The organism is Stenotrophomonas sp. GD03819 (genome assembly GCF_029841665.1).
GTDB lineage: Bacteria > Pseudomonadota > Gammaproteobacteria > Xanthomonadales > Xanthomonadaceae > Stenotrophomonas > Stenotrophomonas geniculata.
Genome location: NZ_JAOCEW010000024.1, coordinates 53,541 through 72,411 on the forward strand (window position 1 = coordinate 53,541; position 18,871 = coordinate 72,411).

Genomic DNA, 18,871 nt, shown 5'->3' on the forward strand with positions numbered 1-18,871 from the left:
TCAGAGCACCGCGTTGTGGAAGTCGAAGTTCAGGTCGCTGCCGGCCGACTGCACCATGTTGCCCTGGATGTAATCGACGCCGCCGACCCACATCGCGGCCGCGGCCTGCGGGTCTTCGATCTGCTGGCCGATGATCTGCAGCCCGGCCGCATGCGCCTGTTCGATCGCCTTGCGCAGTTCCTCGCGCGTGGCTGGGTTGGAATGGCTGCTGGAGAAGCGCGCGGCCATGCGCACGAACGACAGCGGCAGCTGGGTCAGCAGTGCATCGGCTTCGCCGCTGGGCTCGAACTGGCTCAGGCAGAAGCGCACGCCGGCGCCGGCCATGCGCTGGCAGAACTGCTGCAGCGGCACGGTGTGGATCAGCGCGTCGGGCAGGCGCACGTCGATCACCAGCGCACTGCCGGGCAGGTCACGCTGCTGCAGTGATTCCAGCAGCCAGTCGCCAAAGGCATCGCGCTGCAGCGTGCGCAGCGACTGCGAGACGAACAGGTTCAGCGGCTGCGTTGCGTGCCGGTACAGGTCCAGCAGGCCCAGCGCATGGTCCATCACCTGCTGGTCGAGGTCGGCGATGCGGCCTGCCGCCTCGGCGGCGGGAATCACCTGGCCGGCCGCCAGCACCGTGCCATCGGCCTGGCGCAGGCGCAACAGCAGCTGGTACTGCGCGGTGTTGCCACCGGCGACGGCGACGATCGGCTGATAGGCCAGCTCCAGCTGGCCTTCCAGCAGTGCCAGGTGTTCCTGTTCGGTGACGGCCTGGCGGTGCACGTGGCCCGCCACGCCGGCGCTGAGCAGGCGTGCCTGCAGGGTGGTGCGCTCGACCGCCTCCAGTGCAGCGTTGGCATCGTCGAAGCCCGGCGACAGCGGCGCGTAACCCACCACGCCGCGCAGGTGCACCGATTCATCGTCGCGGATCACGAAGGCGCGCGCCGAGAGCTGCTCACGCAGGGTCGCGGCGATGCTTTCCAGGCTGTCTTCATCAGTATTGCGGGCCAGCAGCAGGAAGCTGTTGTCGTTCAGGCGTGCCAGCAGGTGCGGATGGCCGGCCTCGGCCAGGCGCTGCCCGGCCTGCACCATCAGGCGCTCGAAGGCGGCGTAGCCATAGCGTTCGCGCAGGCCCAGCGCGCTGGCCACTTCAACGAAGAACACGCCACCCCGGTCGCGATGGGCGAGGGCGGCATTGAGCTGCTGCAGCACGTGGTGACGCGTCGGCAGGCCGGTTTCCGGATTGCTGGTGGCCGGTGCGCCGGTTGCACCGGGCAGGGTTGCTGCCTGCGCACGTGCGCGACGGATGCGGTTGGCCACGGCGGCGATCAGGTGGCGCGGCCGGATCGGCTTGCTCAGGTAATCGTCGGCGCCGCTGTCGAGCACTTCGAACTGGCGCTCCGGGTCCGGATCGCCGCTCAGGAACACGATCGGCAGCAACTGCAGGCCAGGCTGCTGGCGGATCAGCGCGGTCAGGCGCATGCCGTCCAGGCCGGGCAGGTGCAGGTCCATCAGGATCAGGTCGGGGCGATGCTCCTTGATCGCCTGCAGCGCACCGTCGGCATCGCTGTGCACGATGGCCTGCATGCCGGCGCCATGCAGCACGCTCTGTGCGAACAGGGCCTGCGCGCGGTCGTCCTCGACGATCAGCACGCGGTAGGGCGAATCGGAGGTCGGCGGTGCCTGGTCGTTGTTGCCAGCCTCGGCCAGCATGCCCGGACCCGGCAGCGGCGGTGGTGCGCTGCCGATCGATGCGGGTGCGTCGGAGGCTGCCAGCGGCGGAACTGCTGCCGGCGCTGCGGCGACGGCGCTCGCCGATTCAGCCGTCCAGCGTTGCCAATGATCGGCCGGAGGGGATTCAGCGCGTCCCGGGCGGGCGCCCGCGGGGGATTCGTTTGCGGCCATCGGTGCTCCTGGTGTTCGCGTCCATTATGCGACAAGCCCGGCGATCAACCGGTACCGGGCTGGCGTGGACTGTCGGGCGACGCACCGCGTGCCAGCCAGCGCACGCCCTTCCACAGTGCGCGCCAGACCAGCCACACCAGCAGCGCACCGGCCAGGCTGCAGGCCAGCACCACGATCAGCGCGATCCACGGGTGTGCCAGGGCCAGGGCCAGGCCACCGACCACCACGGTGTCCTCGGCGGCGGAGGCCACCCAGTTGCTGGCAGGCTCGGGCGAGGTATTGAGCAGAGCGCGGGTGCCGGCCTTCAGGCCATGACTGGCCAGCGCCACACCGGCGCCGGCGGCAAGCGCACCGGTGCCCAGCTGCCCATCCGGCGACAGCGTGGCGGCGGCGAGGAAAGCACCTGCAGGCACGCGTGCCAGGGTGTGCACCAGATCCCACGCCGAGTCGACGCCGGGAATCTTGTCGGCGAAGAATTCGGTCACCGCCAGCGCCGCCGAGGTGCCCAGCACCCACCACGATTCAGTGGCCTGCAGGGCCGGCGGCAGGTCGACCCAGCCGAGCAGGCCGGCCAGGCCGACACCGAACACGGTGAGGTAGACGCGGATGCCGGCCAGCCAGGCCAGCAGGATGCCGATCACGAACAGGTGGGCTTCGGTCATGGCGATGCTCCGGCGACGGAACTGTGCAGGGGACCACACTATCGACGATGGCATGCCTGAACGCCACAGACCGTGGCTCGCCACTGCGCAGGAAACCCACCCGTCCTGTCATACACTAGCGCGTCGTTTGCCACAGGGGCCGTACCGGTGTCGCCCTCGCGATGCCCCGGAATCCACCCATGACCAACCGTCCTCCCATGCGCGTGCAGGTCCGCCTGCCCGGCGCGCCACAACCGCCGGCCGACCGTCGCCGCCTGCTGGTGATCGGCGGCATCTGGCTGCTCAGCCTGGTGCTGGCCGTGCTGGGTGGCTGCTGGATGGCCACGCCGCGCGACGCCCAGGGCCAGCGCCTGCAGGCTGCCGAGAAGCGTGCCGAGACGTTGCAGGCGCAGCTGACCGAATTGCGCCAGAAGCAGGCCACGCTGGAAGCCTCCGACCGCATCAGCCGCGCCGCCAACACCGAGGTGCAGTCCTCGCTGGCCGAGCGCGATGAGGAAATCGCAGGCCTGCGTGCCGACGTCGCCTTCTATGAGCGCCTGGTGGGCTCCACCAGCCAGCGCAAGGGCCTGAACACCCATTCGATCGAGTTCAGCCCGGAAGCGGCCGGCACCTGGCAGTACACCGCGGTGCTGACCCAGAACCTCAACCGTGGCGCCATCAGCCAGGGGCAGATGCGCTTCACCGTGGAAGGCGTCAAGAACGGCAAGCTGGCCACGATCAGCTGGGATGATCTGCACCAGCGCAGCAAGGTGCCGGGACAGGATTACTCGTTCCGGTACTTCCAGCAGCTCACCGGCAGCGTGATGCTGCCGGCTGACTTCACCCCGCAACGCGTGCGGGTGACATTGGGGAGTGGTACGGGGGGTACCACCCAGGTATTCGACTGGAAACAGGCCGGTGCGCCGGCCGCCAAAGGGGAGTAGGCAGATGTTCGGAAGCAGCAAATCCAACCGTGAAGGCCAGCTGGTGGTGGATGCCCTGATCGGCAACCAGGTGGTGATCCGCGGTGATGTGGAATTCAGTGGGGGCCTGTATGTGGAAGGCCGCATCCATGGCAAGGTGATCGCCGCCGAAGGCGCCAGTGGCGCGACCCTGACGGTCGCCGAGCATGGCGTGATCGAGGGCGAGATCCGTGCCCAGGTGGTGGTCATCAGTGGCCGCCTGGACGGCGACGTGCATGCCACCGAGAAGGTCGAACTGACCCCGAGCGCACGGGTCAATGGCAACGTCCATTACCAGGTGGTGGAGATGAATGCGGGCGCCCAGCTGAACGGTCGCCTGATCCATGCCAGCGCCCCGATGGCCGCCCTGCCGGCTCCGGAAGGCGAAGAGGCCAATGGTGGCAAGGGTGACACCGCCGCACGCCGCAAGCTGGCCGAGGCGATGGCTTGAAAGCCATCGTCGGCACCCCCATGCTGACGGCATGAGCACGCTAGTCTCCCTGCCCGGCGCCACCCCGGTTGCCGCGCCCGATTACCAGTCGCTGGAGCGCCCGCTGAACTTCACCGAGTCGGCGGCCGCCAAGGTCAAATCCCTGATCCAGGAAGAGGGCAACCCCGACCTGGCCCTGCGCGTGTACATCGAAGGCGGTGGCTGTTCGGGCTTCCAGTACGGGTTCGAGTTCGACGAGAACCGTGCCGAGGACGACCTGGCGGTACAGACCAGCGGGGTGACCCTGCTGGTCGACCCGCTGAGCCTGCAGTACCTGATGGGCGCCGAGGTGGATTACACCGAGAGCCTGACCGGTGCGCAGTTCGTGATCCGCAACCCGAACGCAAAGACCACCTGCGGCTGCGGCAGCAGCTTCAGCATGTAAGAGCCCTGTGGCCAGGATGTGCCAACCAAGGTTGGCACCTGCCAGAGCGGATCCGTAGATCCACGCCATGCGTGGATGCTCTGCGCCCTCCAGCCCACAACAGCAGATTGCGCACAGCGCCGACCTTGCCACCCGCATCGATTGGCGGCACGCTTGCCGGATGCCCAATACTTCTTCGCCGCTTTCCGGTTTTGCCTTCGTTGGCGAACCGCTGGAGCGCGCCGATGCCCTGCGCGACGATGCCGATGCACTGGCGCGCCTGTGGCCGGGCGCGCGCATTCTCGTGCTCGATCAGGACGGCAGCGCCTTCACCGGCGATGACGACCAGCCGCTGGCGCTGACCGGCGCCGACATCGGGGGTGGTCCCGGCTCCGCGATCTTCCTCGGCCTGCGCGGGGAACAAGCGTGGTTCTCGGTTGAAGCCGCCAGCGTCACCGTCACCGCACCACGTCGCCTCGACCTGCGCCAGGCCGCTCTGCTGTGGTCGATGGCCGATGCGACCGCCTTCAGCTATGCCCGCGGCATGTCCTACTGGCACTCGCGCACCCGCTTCTGCGGTGTGTGTGGCGGCGCCGTGGCGTTTGCCCGCGGCGGCTTCGTCGGTCGTTGCGCGCAGTGTTCCACCGAGCACTACCCGCGCGTCGACCCCGCCGTGATCGTCGCCGTGGAAAACCAGGGCCGGCTGCTGCTGGGCCGGCAGTCCAACTGGGCACCGCGGCGTTACTCGGTGCTGGCCGGCTTCGTCGAACCCGGCGAGACCTTCGAGCAGACCGTGGTGCGTGAAGTGCATGAGGAGAGCAAGGTGCGGGTGACCGCGTGCCAGTACCTCGGCTCGCAGCCGTGGCCGTTCCCGGGCGCGCTGATGATCGGCTTCCGTGCACAGGCGCAGGATGACCTGCCGACGGTGGATGGCGAGCTGGAAGACGCGCGCTGGTTCAGTGCCGACGAGGTGGGCGCGGCACTGGCACGCGATGTGGAGGACGATGGCCAGGGCATCCGCCTGTCGCCGCCGATCTCGATTTCGCGCGGCCTGATCGAACACTGGTACCGCCAGCAGAAGGGCTGAACCCGATCCTCTGCCGGTCCGGTCGTGGCAGCTGTATTGCCGCCACCTGAACACGGCCCGGGTTACAGTCCGGTTCACCGCTGAGGGCGCCGCTGCGACAGGTAAGGTAGCGGCGCCGAGCGTTCTGTTTCGTAGGGAGACCTGCCATGTTCACCACTCTGGCCGCCGTGCTGGTGGCACTGGCCCTGGGCCATGTTGCCCCGGCCGCTGTCGCCTCGCTGCGCCGTTTCGACGGCTTCCGGCGCTGGCTGGGCTGGCTGGACGCGCGCGGCGGCAAGGCCTGGCAGGGTCCGGCAGGCGTGGCCCTGGCATTGCTGCCGCCGCTGCTGCTGATGGTGCTGCTGGCGTGGTTGCTGCGCGGGGTGCTGTTCGGTCTGCCGTCGCTGTTGCTGGGCGTGGGCGTGCTGGCCTGGTGCTGGGGGCCACGCGATCTGGACCGCGATATCGAGGCCATCATCGATGCCGATGACGCGGCGACACGACAGGCGGCCGTGCGCAACCTGCAGTCGGCCGGGGGCAGCCTGCGGGAGGACGTGCCCTCGCTGGTCGAGGCGACCGTGCTCAATGCACTGCGGCGCTGGTTCGCGGTGTTGTTCTGGTTCCTGCTGCTGGGCCCGGCCGGTGCGCTGGGCTATCGCCTGCTGGCATTGATGGCGGAAAGCCCGATGCGTGCCCGCGTGCCGGTGGAGCCGCTGGCGCTGGCGCAGCGCCTGCTGGGCTGGATCGAATGGCCGGTGGCGCAGTTGATGGCGTTCTCGATGGCCTTGGTGGGCAACTTCGATACGGCGTGGAAGGCCTGGCGCCAGGCCCATGGCGAGCGCCTGGCCGGCAACATCGGGTTCCTGGGCGCGGTGGCGCGGGCCAGCGTCAACGCCGAGCTGCGCGAGGACGCGCACGATTACACCGAGGCGGGGCTGTTGCCGGTGTGGCAGCGGCTGCCGGACCTGCGTGATGCGATGAGCCTGGTGTGGCGGATGCTGCTGCTGTGGCTGGCGATCCTCGCCCTGCTGGTGATTGCAGGCTGGGTGACGTAGTTGCTTTGCAGGGCTTGCAGCCCTGCACCTGCAGAGGCCAACGCCAAAGCCAAAGCCAAAGCGGCTCTGGGTTGCTGAGGGTTGGGCGGGGCGGTGTGGGGCTGCAGGACACGCCGTAAACCCGTCCCTGGGGGCTCGATGGCGCCATCCATGGCGCCAACGGTCCTGCATCCCCACACCGCCCCACCCCCGACAGTTCCCGGTGACGGTGGGTCAACTGCGACTGCCGGTGGGTGTCGACCTTGGTCGACACGGTAGATCCACGCCATGCGTGGATGCGGAGCGAAGCGATCCGCTTCCGCTTTTGATCTTCTCTTTCTTTTCCGTGGTGGACGCACACGGAAACTGTCCGTGGCCGGGCGGGTGGGCTGCGCAGGGGCGTGAGCCGCATGGATGCGGCGACCGAGCTTACATGGACGTACTTGCAGCGGCCCCTGCGCAGCCCACCCGCCCGGCCAACCCCGGCGCTCTTGCCTTCAGATACCGGCCCACCACGAGGGGCTGCGCCGTTGGCTGGAAACCTAGACCGGTGCCAGTGCAGTGAACGGTGCCCACGGCAGGTTGCGCAGCAGCGCATACCCGGGCAGCACCCAGAGCCAGAACACGGGATTGGCCAGTACCCGCATCAGCGGGTCGAGCGCGCGTGGGCGGATGCCGGCGATGTTCAGCAGCATCAGCAACAGGAACGGCAGGCTGATGACCAGCAGCGGGTTCATCGCCATCGCGCCGGGCAGGTCGAAGTGGACCAGGGAATACAGGCAGCGCGTGCTGCCACAGCCCGGGCAGTACAGGCCGGTCAGGGCGTAGAGCGGGCAGCTCGGCAACGGATTGCCGGCGACATACGGATTGACGTTGCGCAGGACCACCGTGGCACCCACGGCCAGGCCGGCGGAAACCAGCAGCGGTGCCCAGCGGGCGAGTCGGGAAGGAGCGGGAAGCGCGGACATGCAACAACGGATCCGGCGCAGGCGCCGGATCCGTCCAGGCGTATCAGTAGCCGCTGTTGCTCATCGCGCCCATGCCGCCGAGCACAACGAAGAACAGCACGTACAGCACGACCACGACGACCCAGGCGATGGCCGACCAGATGGCCCACTTCTTGGCCTTGGCAGCCGAATCCTGGGCGCCGGCGATGTCGCCAGCGGCCAGCTTGCCGTTGACCTGGGCGGCGTAGACGATCGACACGATGCCGGCCGGCAGGCAGCAGAACAGGGTGGTCAGGATCGCCCAGACCAGGTTGTTCGGGACCTGCGGAGTAGCGGTATTCATGGGTTCAAGCTCCTTGATGGGTGGTGGTGGTGAATCATTGGTCGGAAAGAGCGCCCAGTACGGCCAAGCCGCCGAACAGCCCGAACCACAACAGCAACAGGACTGGCAGGGCCACGGCCGAAGCCACCGCCCACCAGCCCGCCTTGCGCGACGCGCTGTAGGCCCCCGGCAGGTCGCCGGCCGCGCGGCGGCCATCGACCTGGGAGGCATAGACGATCGACACCACGCCCAACGGCAGGCAGCAGAACAGCGTCGTCAGGATCGCCCAGACCAGATGGTTGGGGATGTAGACCGGACGGCTGAGCGGTGGTGGTTGATTCAAAGCAAGACTCCATTCCTTGGTGGCCGGCCGTGATGTATCGACCGGACCTCCCCCCTGTGGGTGCGTAATCTACCGCAACCGACGTTGCATGTATGCGTTTACAGTCACGACATGTCGCGTACGCCACTGGACGGTGACGTATGTGGGGGAGGTCGCCGGGCCCGACTGGCGGGCCGGTACCGTCAGGCGTGATGGCCGCGCAAGGCCCGCACCTGGGCCTCCAGCACCGGTGCGCTGGTGCTGTGGCCATCCACGGCCGGTGCGGCCACCACCTCGACGGTGGCACGGAAACGGCGTGGCACGCGCATCCGGCCAAGGCGGCTGTCGCGACGGCTCCACATGCTCGACCACATGCCGCGCAGCGCCATCGGCACCACCGGCACCGGCCGCCGTTCGAGGATCTTCTCGACGCCGGACTTGAACGGCGCCATCGCACCATCCTTGGTCAACGCACCTTCGGGGAAGATGCAGACCAGCTCGCCTTCGGCCAGCGCGGCGTCTATGTCATCGAACGCGCGCTGCATCAGCGCCGGGTCTTCGCGCGCGCCGGCAATCGGGATCGCCTTGGCAGTGCGGAAGATCCAGCGCATCACCGGGATGTTGAAGATCCTGTAGTACATGACGAAGCGCACCGGGCGCGGAATCGTCGCCGACAGGATCAGCGCGTCCATGTAGCTGACATGGTTGCAGACCAGCAGCGCGGCGCCTTCGTCGGGCACGTTCGCTTCGATGCCGTGCGGGCGCAGCCGGTACAGGGTGCGCACCATCAGCCAGCTGAGGAAGCGCATCAGGAATTCGGGGACGATGGTGAAGATGTAGATCGCCACCAGCGCGTTGGCGATGGCCAGCGCCAGGAACTGCTGCGGAATGGTCCAGTGCAGCAGCTTGTGCGCGGCCAGCGACAGCAGGGCTGCGCCGACGATGAAGCCGGAATTCTGGATGTTCAGCGCGGCGAACACGCGCGACATCTGGGCCTTCGGTGTGCGGCTCTGGATCAGCGCGAACAGTGGCACCACGAAGATGCCGGTGAACAGGCCGATGCCGATCAGGTCGATGACGATGCGGATGCTGCCCGGCTGCTGCAGGAACGTGCCGATGGTCAGCCCGTGCACCGTTGCTTCGCCACTGCGGGCGAAGTACAGGTCGAGCAGGAACGCGGTCATGCCGAACGCACCCAGCGGCACCAGGCCGATTTCCACCGTGCGCGCCGACAGCTTCTCGCACAGCAGCGAGCCAACGCCGGTGCCGACCGAGAACAGGGCCAGCGCGAAGATGTACAGGGTCGGCTCACCGCCGAGGTTGGTCACGGCATAGGCCGGCAGCTGCGAGGTCAGCACGGTGCCGACGAACCAGAACCAGGACACACCCAGGATCGAATTGCGCACCGCCTTCTGCTGGCGCGCCATGCGTAGCACCGCAAGCGACTCCGGCAGCGGGTTCCAGTTGATCTTCAGGTTCGGGTCGCCGGCATCGACCTTGGGAATCAGGCGCGCGGCGATGTTGCCGCAGATGGCCAGCGCGATGATCGCGCACGCTGCCACTACGGTGCCGTGGCTGCCGGCCACGGTGAACACCAGGCCGCCGACGATCATGCCGGACAGGATCGACATCGAGGTGCCCATTTCAACCAGACCGTTGCCACCGGTCAACTCTTCGGGCTTGAGTACCGAGGGCAGTACCGAGTACTTCACCGGTCCGAACAGGGTTGACTGCATGCCGGTACAGAACAGCGCGACCAGCAGTACCGGCAGGCTCTGGGTGAGGAAGCCCGTGGCCGCCAGCGACATGATCACGATCTCCATGGTGGTGGTGATCACGATCAGTCGCGATTTTTCCAGTTTGTCGGCGATCTGCCCGGCCAGTGCCGAGAACAGGAAGTACGGCAGGATGAAGATGGCAGGTGCCAGCGTGGCATACAGCCCCAGTTCTTCCTCCGGTACGGCCATGAACAGCAACATGCTGATGATCGCCTGCCGGTACACATTGTCGTTGAACGCTCCGAGCGCCTGGACGACGAAGAACGGCAGGAAACGGCGCTGGCGCAGCAGGGCGAACTGGTTGTGACCGGACATGGAGCCTCCTTGACCGGCGCAGCCTAGCATTCCTGCCCATCCGCTGTGGGTGCGGACCGTTGGTCCACACACTTTGAAAGATCTCAGACGATATCGTCGACCACGCCGCCATCCACGCGCAGTGCCGCACCGGAGGTGGCGGAGGCCTGCGGCGAGGCCAGGTACACCACCATGTTGGCTACTTCCTCGACCGTGGCGGTGCGCTGGATCACCGAAGACGGCCGGTGTGCCATCACGAACTCGCGGCCGATCTGCTCCAGTGGCTTGCCACTGCGCTGGCGTTCATCTTCGAACATTGCCGCGAAGCCATCGGACAGGGTCGGGCCGGGCAGCACTGCGTTGACGGTGACGCCGCTGCCGGCCACACGCTTGGCCAGGCCGCGCGACAGCGACAGCTGCGCGGTCTTGCTGACACCGTAATGGATCATGTCGGCGGGAATGCTGCGTGCCGATTCGGAGGAGATGAACAGCACGCGACCCCAGCCGGCATCGACCATCGCCGGCAGCAGTGCCCGCGACAGGCGCACGCCGGACATCACATTGGTCTGCCAGTAGCGCTCCCAGGTGGCGTCTTCGGTCTCGAAGAAGTCCTCGGGGCCGAAAATGCCGGCGTTGTTGACCAGGATGTCGACCTTGGGCAGTCCCGCCAGCAGCGTGTCGACGCCGGCGGCATCGGAGAGGTCGGCGGCGAGGCCGATCACCTCGGCACCCGGAACGGCGGCGAGCAGGCGCTGGCGGGCGCGTTCGACGCTGTCGGTGCTGCGGCCATTGAGAATGACCCGCGCACCCGCTGTGGCCAGGCCCTGGGCGATCGCCAGGCCGATGCCGGCGGTGGAGGCGGTGACCAGCGCGGTACGGCCGGCGAGTTCGATCTTCATGGGGGAGTCCAGGACCAGGGGATCACCCAGTATCCGCGCGGAAACGTGATCGGGATGCATCGCAAGGCGCAACACACGGTTGCACACGGTGCAGTAGATCCACGCCACGCGTGGATGGGATGTCCGACCAGCAATGAGGGATCAGGTCAGGCTGGTTACCGCCTCATTCGCCGCCGCCCGCACCTTCGGCAGCATCCGCAGCACCAGCGCCATCTGCGTGCGGATCAGCTGCAGCTTCGGCGGCATCGCTTCATCGATCTGCTCCAGCTCGGCGGCCACCGCGCGGTCGGCGTCATTGTCGTCCTCGCTGACCGGCTGCCGTGCGGCCAAGGCCGAGGACAGCTGCTGCAGCGCCTTTCGCACGCGCTCACCGGCGGCCAGCGCCAGCGGATCACCGGCGTAACTGTCCACCTGGTCGCGGTGCGCACCCAGCGCCGAGAGATGGCCGAGCAGCATGTTGGACAACGCCAGGAAATGGAAACCGGCATCGAGGTTGCGGCGCACGTGGCCCGGCTCGCGCAGCATGTTCGACAGCGCGGTGGACAGCGCGGCATCGGCGTTGTGCATGTCGCGGCGGGCGATGCGGTAGGCCAGGTCATCGCGCATGCCGCTGCGGTACTGGCCCAGTACCGAATCCAGGTAGCGTGCGGCGGTGTCCAGCACGCGCGCCAGCACGAGGTGCAGCTGGCGGCCCTGCCAGTCGGGCAGGATCAGGAACGCGGCGGCGGCGGCAATCGCGCAGCCCAGCAGCGTATCGACCATGCGCGGCACGATCAGCACGAAGCCATCGCCGATCAGGTTGAAGCAGGTCAGGGCCATCACCGTGATCGCCGCCGATGCCACCAGGTAGCGGTCGGTGCGGGTGAAGAAGAACAGCAGCGCCGACAGCAGCGCGATCAGCAGCTGCACGTGCAGCTGCGGGAACAGCTGCAGCAGCGCCCAGGTCAGCACCAGGCCGGCCACGGTGCCGACGATGCGTTGCGCCAGGCGCTGGCGGGTGGCACCGAAGTTGGGGCGGCATACGAACACGATGGTCAGCAGCACCCATGAGCCGTTCTGGGCATTGAACAGGCGGATCGCTGCGAAACCGGCGATCAGTGCCAATGCCATGCGCAGGCCGTGGCGGAACAGGACCGAACCGGGCGTGAGCTGCTGGCGCACGCGCACGCCCATCTCGCGAAGGGTGTGCGGGTTGCTGTCGCGCAGGCGGGTATCGACGTTGTCCAGGCTGGCCTCGGAACGCTCCGCATCCAGCAGGCGGCGCTCGATGCTGCGCAGGTTGTGCACGAGCAGGTCGAGCGAGCCGAGCAGTCGCTGCCACTGTGGCCGCTGCTGGTCGCGCAGGTAGGCCAGCGCATCGGCCAGATCGCGTCCGGCCTGCTGGTTGCTTTCGCCATACACGAATGGACGGCGCAGGCGGATCGCCTCGCCCAGCCGCGCGCAGGCCTGCCCCTGCAGGTCGAGCAGGCGCTGGCAGCGGTACAGCACATCGCTATGGAAGAAAGCATCGACCAGCGCACCGTACGGGTAGTGCGAGGAACTGGCGCGCTCGTGGAAATCCTGTGCCATGTAATAGAGGCGCAGGTACAGGCCGGAGTTCACGCCTGGCCGCCCGGAACGGCCGAAGCGGGCGAGGATCGCGGTCTTGGCCTCGTTCAACGCACCGACCACGCGCCGGTTCTGCTCGGCCAGGTCGAGCTGGCGACGTTGCAGGTCGGCCTCGCGCACCGGCTCGAACAGTGTTGCCTTCAACTGCAGGTAGCGGCCCAGTTCAACGTACAGGCGCGCCACGCGTTCGCGGACCGGACGGTTGGCGAACAGCGCGGTCCACAGGATCGACAGCAGGCCGTACCAGACCGCACCGGCCAGCAGGTGGCTGACCGCTTCCAACGCGCTGTGCAGGTCGCTGGCACCGTGTTGTTCCAGGCCGATCATGGTGTAGATCGCCAGCGTTACCGTGGCCTGGGCGATCGACGCGTAGCGTTCGCCGAGCGCACCCAGCAGGGTCAGCCCGAACGTGGACAGCGCCAGCGCCCCGATGAAGATCCATGGCCAGGGGAACAGCCAGATCACCGACGCGGCGGCAAGGCAGAAGCACAGCAGCGACAGCAGTACGGCCTTGGTACGTCCCCACCAGTTGTCATCGGTCTCGGCGATGGCGCTGGCGATGATGCCGAGGAACACGCCGGGCAGCGCCGTGAGCGCGTCCAGATGCCAGCACACGGCAAGCGCTGCGGTCAGGGCGATGAACACGCGCAGGCCGTAGCTGGCCTTTTCGTGGGCCCACAGGCGGCTGAGGCGGGATTCGCGGGCGGACATGCAGGCTCGGTGGAAGGGTCTCCCACCATTATTGCGGGCTGCGCGTGAAATATGGAGTGCGGACCAACGGTCCGCACCCCCGGCGGTGCCGGGCCTTACATGTCGAACCGCACGCTCACAGCGAACGTACGCGGCAGGCCGACGCCGGCGTTGGACCAGTATTTCCGGTTGGCCAGGTTCTCGACGCTGGCGCGCACGGTCACCGGGTGGCCGGAGGCGAGCAGGCGATAGCCGATGCCTGCATTGACCAGCGTGTAGTCGGGCAGCTTCAGGGTGTTGTCGGCGTCGTACCAGACATCGCCGTAATAGCGCACGGCGGCGTAGGTCTCCAGCCCATCCACCCATGGCAGCTGGTAGGTGGCATGCAGTACTCCGCTCCAGCGCGCAGCACCTGCGGTGCGCTTGCCTTCCTGCGAGGCGCTGCCCGGAGACAACTTGTCGTAGGTCGGGTCCAGCCAGGTCACGCCGCCCCCCACCGTCAGCGCGTCTGTCACGTGCAGGTCGCCATTGGCTTCGATGCCTTCGTACAGCGTGATGCCGTCCTGCACCAGGCGAGGCAGGCTGCCGGCGATCAGCTGGTCGATGTTGGCGCCACGTTCCAGCCGGAACGCCGCCAGATTCGCATTCCAGCGTGCCGCGTCGACCTTCGCGCCGATCTCGTACTGCTTGCTGATGGTCGGGTCGAGCACGTCGCCGGCGTTGGCGTAGCTGTTGCCCACGCGGCTGCCCGCTTCCAGCGATTCGATGTAGCTGGCGTAGAGTGTGACCGCCTCGCTGGGCTTGAACATCACGGCGTAGGTCGGTGTGACCGGGTAGGTGTGGTAGCGGCCCTTGGTCTCGTAGTCGTTGTAGCGCCAGCCCGCCAGGACCGACCAGCCGCTGCCGAGATCGACGGTATCGCTCGCGAACACCGCCTGCTGCACGGTCTCGTCGCCGCGGGTCATCACCCGTAAACCCACGGCGTCATGGCGGATCGCGTGGCGCTGGTACAGGTTGGCGCGGCCGATCAGGCTCCATTCGTAGGGGCGGTCCCAGCCCAGCCCGGTCTGGTGGCTGATGCCCGCCACCACCTGATGCTGCAGGGGGCCGGTGCGGAAGCTGCCCTGCAGCATCGCCTGGGCCAGCTTCCACTCGCTCTTGCCACCCAGTTCGTAGACGTTGACGTCGTAGTCGCCGTTGGGATTGTCGATGTAGGCGAAGATCTTGTTGACGTCATTCCACGAGGTGGTGACGCCGTAACTCAGGCTGGCTTTCCAGTTGCTGTTGATCTGCCAGTCCAAGCCGGTCGACAGCAGGCTGGATCGGGTGTCGTAGTAGGTGCCGGGTACGCTGTTGTCGGTATCCCCGGCAATCGGTCGCGGCAGCGATGTCAGGCCACGGAAGTAGTACTGCGGCGACTCTTCGCGCAGATCGCGTGACTGGAACACGCCGTCGAAGGTCCAGGTCAGTACATCGCTCAGGCGCGCATCCAGCGACAGTGCGCCAACCTTGCGATCGACGTGCCCACCATTGAAGGTCTCGCCCTTTTCCTGGAAGGCGTTGAAACGGTAGCCGAACATCTGCTCGTTGCCGAAACGTCCGCCCACGTCGATGCCGCCGCTGACGATGCCCTGTTCACGCCAGCCCAGCTGGGCGGAGAAGGTGGGCGTGTCCGTCGGCTTCCTGGTGATGTAGTTGACGATGCCGCCGGGTGCACCGAACCCGTACAGGAAACCGCCCGGGCCTTTCAGCAGATCGACCTGTTCCATCACTTCCAGCGGCCATTCGGTACCCCAGGAAGAGACCTGCAGGCCATTGACGCGATAGCTGTCGAAATTCAGTTCGATACCGCGATTGCGGATGGGCGAGCTCCAGCCGCTGGCGTAGGCGCTGACCTGGGTGGTGACCGAGGGGTCGAGCAGGAAGGCTTCGCCCAGCGAGACCACCTGGCGCTGCTCGATCTGCTCGCGGCCAACGGCGGTGATCGCAAACGGAGTGTCGCGCAGGGCGCGGTCGCCCAGTGCGCCGGCGTCGGTATGGGTGCGTTCGGCGGTGACCTTCACCGCATCCAGATCGATGGCATTACGGCTGACGGCCGGCGCTTCGGCATGGGCAGCGCAGGCGGCGGACAGGGCGGAGGCCAGCAGGGCCAGGCGGGGGAGACGGGAAGGCAGCATCGATGGTGATCCTCGACGGACGGCCACAGGCCATCCGCCCACGGGTGGGGGAAGGGGCAGTGGCTGGGATCACGCAGGCTGGCCGGAGATGGCAGCGGGGCGCCGCGAAGGGGCGCAGGACCATGGCTGGATGAGAATTGTTCTCTTTTCGTTACGGCACGTCAAATCCAAAGCGGCGTGCGGACCAACGGTCCGCACCCATCAGAGGCAGGTGTTGCAGTAGATCCACGCGGTGCGTGGATGGGCCCTTCTACGCCCGCTGCGCGCGCTTGAGCAGCTTCGCTTCGCGCCTGCGCGCGCGACGTGCCCGCCAGCGCTCGGCCAGGCAGGAGAAGATCACGTACAGCGCCGGGGTGCTGAGCAGGGTCAGGCTCTGCGAGAACAGCAGGCCGCCGATCATCGCGATACCCAGCGGACGACGCAGCTCGGACCCTTCGCCCAGGCCGATCGCCAGCGGAACCGCCGCCAGGATCGCCACCATCGTGGTCATCATGATCGGACGGAAGCGTACGATGCTGGCCTCGCGTGCCGCCTCGCGCGGTGCCAGTCCATGCTCGCGCTGCGCCACCAGCGCGAAGTCGATCATCATGATCGCGTTCTTCTTGACGATGCCGATCAACAGCACCAGCGCGATCATCGAGATCACCGACAGTTCGGTGTTGGTGCCGAACAACGCCAGCAGCGCACCCACGCCCGCCGCCGGCAGCGTGGACAGGATGGTGACCGGATGGATCAGGCTCTCGTAGAGCATGCCCAGCACCAGGTACACGGTCAGGATCGCGGCAAACACCAGGATCAGCATGTCGCTGGGATCGGAGTTGAACCCGAACCCCGCATCATCGGCCAGGCGGATGTCGCCGGGCATGCGCATGCCGGCCACGGTGGCATCGATGATCGCCTTGGCTTCGCCCATGCTCACGTTCGGCGCCAGGTTGTAGCTGAGGTCCATCGTCGTGTACTGGTTCTCATGGGTGATCTGCGAAGGCGCCAGCCCCGGCACCTGCTTGGCCACCGCAGTGAGCGGCACCATGTCGCCGTTGCGCGCACGCACATGCACCTCGTCGAGCGCCGCCGGCGTAGCGGTCTGCGAGGGCAGGGCGTTGACCACCACGCTGTACTGGTTGATGTCTGAATAGATGGTCGAGATCTGGCGCTGGCCGAACGCGCCGTACAGGGCGCCGTCGATGGCGCCGACCGAAACACCCAGGCGGGCTGCCTTGGCACGGTCGATCTCGATGTTCTGGCGCAGGCCGGCATTGTCCACGTCGGTGCCGACGTCGCGCAGCTTCGGGTTCTTCTTCAGCTCCGCCTGCAGTTTGGGCAGCCATTCCTGCAGTGACGCCAGGTCATTGCCCTGCAGCGAGATGCGGTACTGCGCGCCCTGGCTGGAGCCACCGCCATCGTTGCTGGGCAGATCCTGGATCGCGCGCAGGCGCAGTTGCAGGTCGGGGTAGCGGTCGGCCTTCGCACTCAGACGCGCCAGGACATGCGCGGTGGTTTCGCGGCGGCCTTCCTTTCGCGACTTCAGCTCGACGTTGAACTGTGCGCTGGAGCCCTGGCGGCCGCTGCCCAGGCGCACGCCCACGGTCTTCACCGCCGGGTCGGCCATCAGCATGTCAGTGATGCGGCGCTGGCGGCTGACCATGTCCTCGAAGGAGACCGTAGCGCTGGAGTTGGCGCGGCCCCAGATCAGGCCGGTGTCCTGCGGCGGGAACGCGCCCTTCTTCACTGCACCGAACAGGAAGATGGTTGCACCGATCAGCAGCAGCGGTGTCAGCGACAGCAGCAGCGCATGGCGCAGCGAGAAGTCCAGGAACATGGTGTAGATGCGCAGCATGCGCTCGTGGCCGGCGTCCAGCCAGCGGCCGAAGCGTGACGGCGGCGCCGTGTGGTCGTGGGCGCTGAGGAAGCGGCTGCACAGCGCCGGGGTCAGCGTCAGCGAGACGATCATCGAGACCACGATCGCTGCCACCAGGGTGACGGTGAACTCGCGGAAGAACGCGCCCATCATGCCGCTGGCGAACAGCAGCGGAATGAACACCGCCACCAGCGAGGCAGTGATCGAGACGATGGTGAAGCCGATCTCGCGCGCGCCGGTCAGTGCCGCCTGCATCCGCGGCATGCCTTCGTCGAGGTGACGCATGATGTTCTCGATCACCACGATCGCATCGTCGACCACGAAGCCGATCGCGATCACCAGCGCCAGCAGGCTCAGGTTGTTCAGCGTGAAGCCCATCGCGTACATCACCAGCGCGGCACCGGCCAGCGACAGCGGCACGGTTACGGCGGCGATCAGCGTCGGCGCCAGCCGGCGCAGGAACAGCGCCATGGTCAGCACCACCATTGCCAGGCTGATCAGCAGGGTGATCTGCACTTCATGCAGCGACGAGCGGATGGTCGGTGTACGGTCGAAGTACGGCGTCATCGTGGTGCCGGGCTGCAGGTAGTCGCGCAGCGCGGGAATCTGCGCCTTCACCCGGTCCACGGTTTCCACGATGTTGGCGCCGGCGCGGGTGAACACGTACATCACCACGGCGGGTTTGTGGTCGAACCACGCGGCCTGGTAGGCATCCTGCTGGCCGTCGTAGACGTTGGCGATGTCCTTCAGGCGGATCACCCGGCCATCGCCCTGGGTCTTCACCACCAGGTCGGCGAAGTCGGCCGCACGCGCGACCGAATCGTTGGCGATGATCGCGGTGGTGGTATTTCCATCGCTGAGGAAGCCGGTGGGCGAGGTCACGTTGGCCGCGCGTACGGCGTTGCGCAGATCATCGGCAGTCAGGCCCAGCGCGTTCATCAGGCGCAGGTTGACGTCCACGCGTACCGCCGGCGTCGAAGCACCGGCAATGTCGACCGAGGCAACGCCGCTGATCTGGCGGATGCGCTGCGCCAGCAGCGAGTCGGCGACGTTGTACAGCTCATCGGCCGACTGCGTCTGCGAGGTCAGTGCGATGGCGATGACCGGGTCGTCGTTCGGGTTCGCCTTCTGGTACATCGGCGATCCCATGCCCGAGGGCAGGTCGGCCTGTGCCGAGTTGATCGCGGTCTGTACGTCCAGCGCGGCCGAATCGATGTCGTGGCCGCTCTGGAAGATCATGAACACCAACGAGCTGCCTTCCGAGCTCGACGAGCGCATGCGGTCGATGCCCGGCAGCTGGCCGAGATGGCGTTCCAGCGGCGCGGTGACCGTGGACGCCATGGTTGCCGCATCGGCACCAGATTGGCTGGCGTGCACGAAGATCACCGGAATCTCGATGTTCGGCAGTGCCGACACGCCCAGGCGCAGGTAGCAGATCAGGCCGACCATGAACAGGCCGATGGCCAGCAGCGCGGTGCCGATCGGGCGGCGGATGAAGGGGCCGGACAGGTTCATCGTGCGGCCCCCCGCGG

Annotated in this window: 15 protein-coding genes; 5 read left to right on the forward strand and 10 right to left on the reverse strand. The window is 67.2% G+C overall.

Going from position 1 to position 18,871, the window contains the following annotated elements; all coding sequences use genetic code 11:
* Both N5D45_RS15130 and N5D45_RS15135 read right to left on the reverse strand, forming a co-directional pair.
* Complete coding sequence (locus N5D45_RS15130) at positions 1–1,887, reverse strand: EAL domain-containing protein (protein ID WP_010482638.1); 1,887 nt, start codon at positions 1,885–1,887, stop codon at positions 1–3.
* Positions 1,888–1,931: 44 nt separating this feature from the next.
* On the reverse strand, positions 1,932–2,549 hold the full coding sequence (locus N5D45_RS15135; protein WP_057502276.1) for a DUF4126 domain-containing protein: 618 nt from the start codon (positions 2,547–2,549) through the stop codon (positions 1,932–1,934).
* Positions 2,550–2,728: 179 nt separating this feature from the next.
* On the opposite strand from N5D45_RS15135, the gene N5D45_RS15140 reads away from it, so the two are divergent.
* From N5D45_RS15140 to ampE, 5 genes are all read left to right on the forward strand, one after another.
* Entirely contained in the window at positions 2,729–3,472 is a 744-nt protein-coding gene (locus N5D45_RS15140; protein ID WP_019336613.1) for a DUF6776 family protein, read from the forward strand.
* Positions 3,473–3,476: 4 nt separating this feature from the next.
* A complete protein-coding gene (locus tag N5D45_RS15145; protein WP_010482635.1) occupies positions 3,477–3,941 on the forward strand; it encodes a polymer-forming cytoskeletal protein in 465 nt (154 codons plus the stop codon).
* A gap of 31 nt (positions 3,942–3,972) precedes the next feature.
* The gene (erpA, locus tag N5D45_RS15150; RefSeq protein WP_005419789.1) at positions 3,973–4,365 is read left to right on the forward strand and encodes an iron-sulfur cluster insertion protein ErpA; all 393 of its coding nucleotides are present in this window, start codon (positions 3,973–3,975) and stop codon (positions 4,363–4,365) included.
* A 160-nt stretch (positions 4,366–4,525) separates the two neighbouring features.
* A complete protein-coding gene (gene nudC / locus N5D45_RS15155; RefSeq protein ID WP_019336614.1) occupies positions 4,526–5,431 on the forward strand; it encodes an NAD(+) diphosphatase in 906 nt (301 codons plus the stop codon).
* Between the two features lie 146 nt (positions 5,432–5,577).
* Complete coding sequence (gene ampE / locus N5D45_RS15160) at positions 5,578–6,465, forward strand: regulatory signaling modulator protein AmpE (RefSeq protein WP_279939242.1); 888 nt, start codon at positions 5,578–5,580, stop codon at positions 6,463–6,465.
* A gap of 521 nt (positions 6,466–6,986) precedes the next feature.
* Here ampE and N5D45_RS15165 read toward each other — a convergent pair.
* The 8 genes from N5D45_RS15165 to N5D45_RS15200 all read right to left on the reverse strand — a co-directional run bounded on the left by N5D45_RS15165 (position 6,987) and on the right by N5D45_RS15200 (position 18,854).
* Positions 6,987–7,412: a DUF2752 domain-containing protein gene (locus N5D45_RS15165; protein ID WP_134958336.1), complete on the reverse strand. Its 426-nt coding sequence runs from the start codon at positions 7,410–7,412 to the stop codon at positions 6,987–6,989.
* Between the two features lie 43 nt (positions 7,413–7,455).
* A complete protein-coding gene (locus N5D45_RS15170; RefSeq protein WP_006473644.1) occupies positions 7,456–7,734 on the reverse strand; it encodes a CD225/dispanin family protein in 279 nt (92 codons plus the stop codon).
* A gap of 34 nt (positions 7,735–7,768) precedes the next feature.
* Positions 7,769–8,056: a CD225/dispanin family protein gene (locus N5D45_RS15175; RefSeq protein ID WP_005419784.1), complete on the reverse strand. Its 288-nt coding sequence runs from the start codon at positions 8,054–8,056 to the stop codon at positions 7,769–7,771.
* Between the two features lie 182 nt (positions 8,057–8,238).
* A complete protein-coding gene (locus N5D45_RS15180) occupies positions 8,239–10,128 on the reverse strand; it encodes an MFS transporter (protein WP_279939243.1) in 1,890 nt (629 codons plus the stop codon).
* Between the two features lie 83 nt (positions 10,129–10,211).
* Positions 10,212–11,006, reverse strand: a complete 795-nt coding sequence (locus tag N5D45_RS15185; protein WP_279939244.1) for an SDR family NAD(P)-dependent oxidoreductase — start codon at positions 11,004–11,006, stop codon at positions 10,212–10,214.
* A gap of 141 nt (positions 11,007–11,147) precedes the next feature.
* A complete protein-coding gene (gene yccS / locus N5D45_RS15190) occupies positions 11,148–13,325 on the reverse strand; it encodes a YccS family putative transporter (protein WP_279939245.1) in 2,178 nt (725 codons plus the stop codon).
* Between the two features lie 95 nt (positions 13,326–13,420).
* Positions 13,421–15,481, reverse strand: a complete 2,061-nt coding sequence (locus N5D45_RS15195) for a TonB-dependent receptor (protein ID WP_279939246.1) — start codon at positions 15,479–15,481, stop codon at positions 13,421–13,423.
* Positions 15,482–15,731: 250 nt separating this feature from the next.
* Positions 15,732–18,854 (reverse strand): efflux RND transporter permease subunit, encoded by a 3,123-nt coding sequence (locus tag N5D45_RS15200; RefSeq protein ID WP_279939247.1) that lies wholly within the window; start codon positions 18,852–18,854, stop codon positions 15,732–15,734.
* Between the last annotated feature and the right edge of the window lie 17 nt (positions 18,855–18,871).

Coding starts and splice junctions, on each gene's coding strand:
- N5D45_RS15130 (WP_010482638.1), bottom strand. CDS start 1,887: ATGGCCGCAAACGAATCCCCCGCGGGCGCCCGCCCGGGACGCGCTGAA.
- N5D45_RS15135 (WP_057502276.1), bottom strand. CDS start 2,549: ATGACCGAAGCCCACCTGTTCGTGATCGGCATCCTGCTGGCCTGGCTG.
- N5D45_RS15140 (WP_019336613.1), top strand. CDS start 2,729: ATGACCAACCGTCCTCCCATGCGCGTGCAGGTCCGCCTGCCCGGCGCG.
- N5D45_RS15145 (WP_010482635.1), top strand. CDS start 3,477: ATGTTCGGAAGCAGCAAATCCAACCGTGAAGGCCAGCTGGTGGTGGAT.
- erpA (WP_005419789.1), top strand. CDS start 3,973: ATGAGCACGCTAGTCTCCCTGCCCGGCGCCACCCCGGTTGCCGCGCCC.
- nudC (WP_019336614.1), top strand. CDS start 4,526: ATGCCCAATACTTCTTCGCCGCTTTCCGGTTTTGCCTTCGTTGGCGAA.
- ampE (WP_279939242.1), top strand. CDS start 5,578: ATGTTCACCACTCTGGCCGCCGTGCTGGTGGCACTGGCCCTGGGCCAT.
- N5D45_RS15165 (WP_134958336.1), bottom strand. CDS start 7,412: ATGTCCGCGCTTCCCGCTCCTTCCCGACTCGCCCGCTGGGCACCGCTG.
- N5D45_RS15170 (WP_006473644.1), bottom strand. CDS start 7,734: ATGAATACCGCTACTCCGCAGGTCCCGAACAACCTGGTCTGGGCGATC.
- N5D45_RS15180 (WP_279939243.1), bottom strand. CDS start 10,128: ATGTCCGGTCACAACCAGTTCGCCCTGCTGCGCCAGCGCCGTTTCCTG.
- N5D45_RS15185 (WP_279939244.1), bottom strand. CDS start 11,006: ATGAAGATCGAACTCGCCGGCCGTACCGCGCTGGTCACCGCCTCCACC.
- yccS (WP_279939245.1), bottom strand. CDS start 13,325: ATGTCCGCCCGCGAATCCCGCCTCAGCCGCCTGTGGGCCCACGAAAAG.
- N5D45_RS15195 (WP_279939246.1), bottom strand. CDS start 15,481: ATGCTGCCTTCCCGTCTCCCCCGCCTGGCCCTGCTGGCCTCCGCCCTG.
- N5D45_RS15200 (WP_279939247.1), bottom strand. CDS start 18,854: ATGAACCTGTCCGGCCCCTTCATCCGCCGCCCGATCGGCACCGCGCTG.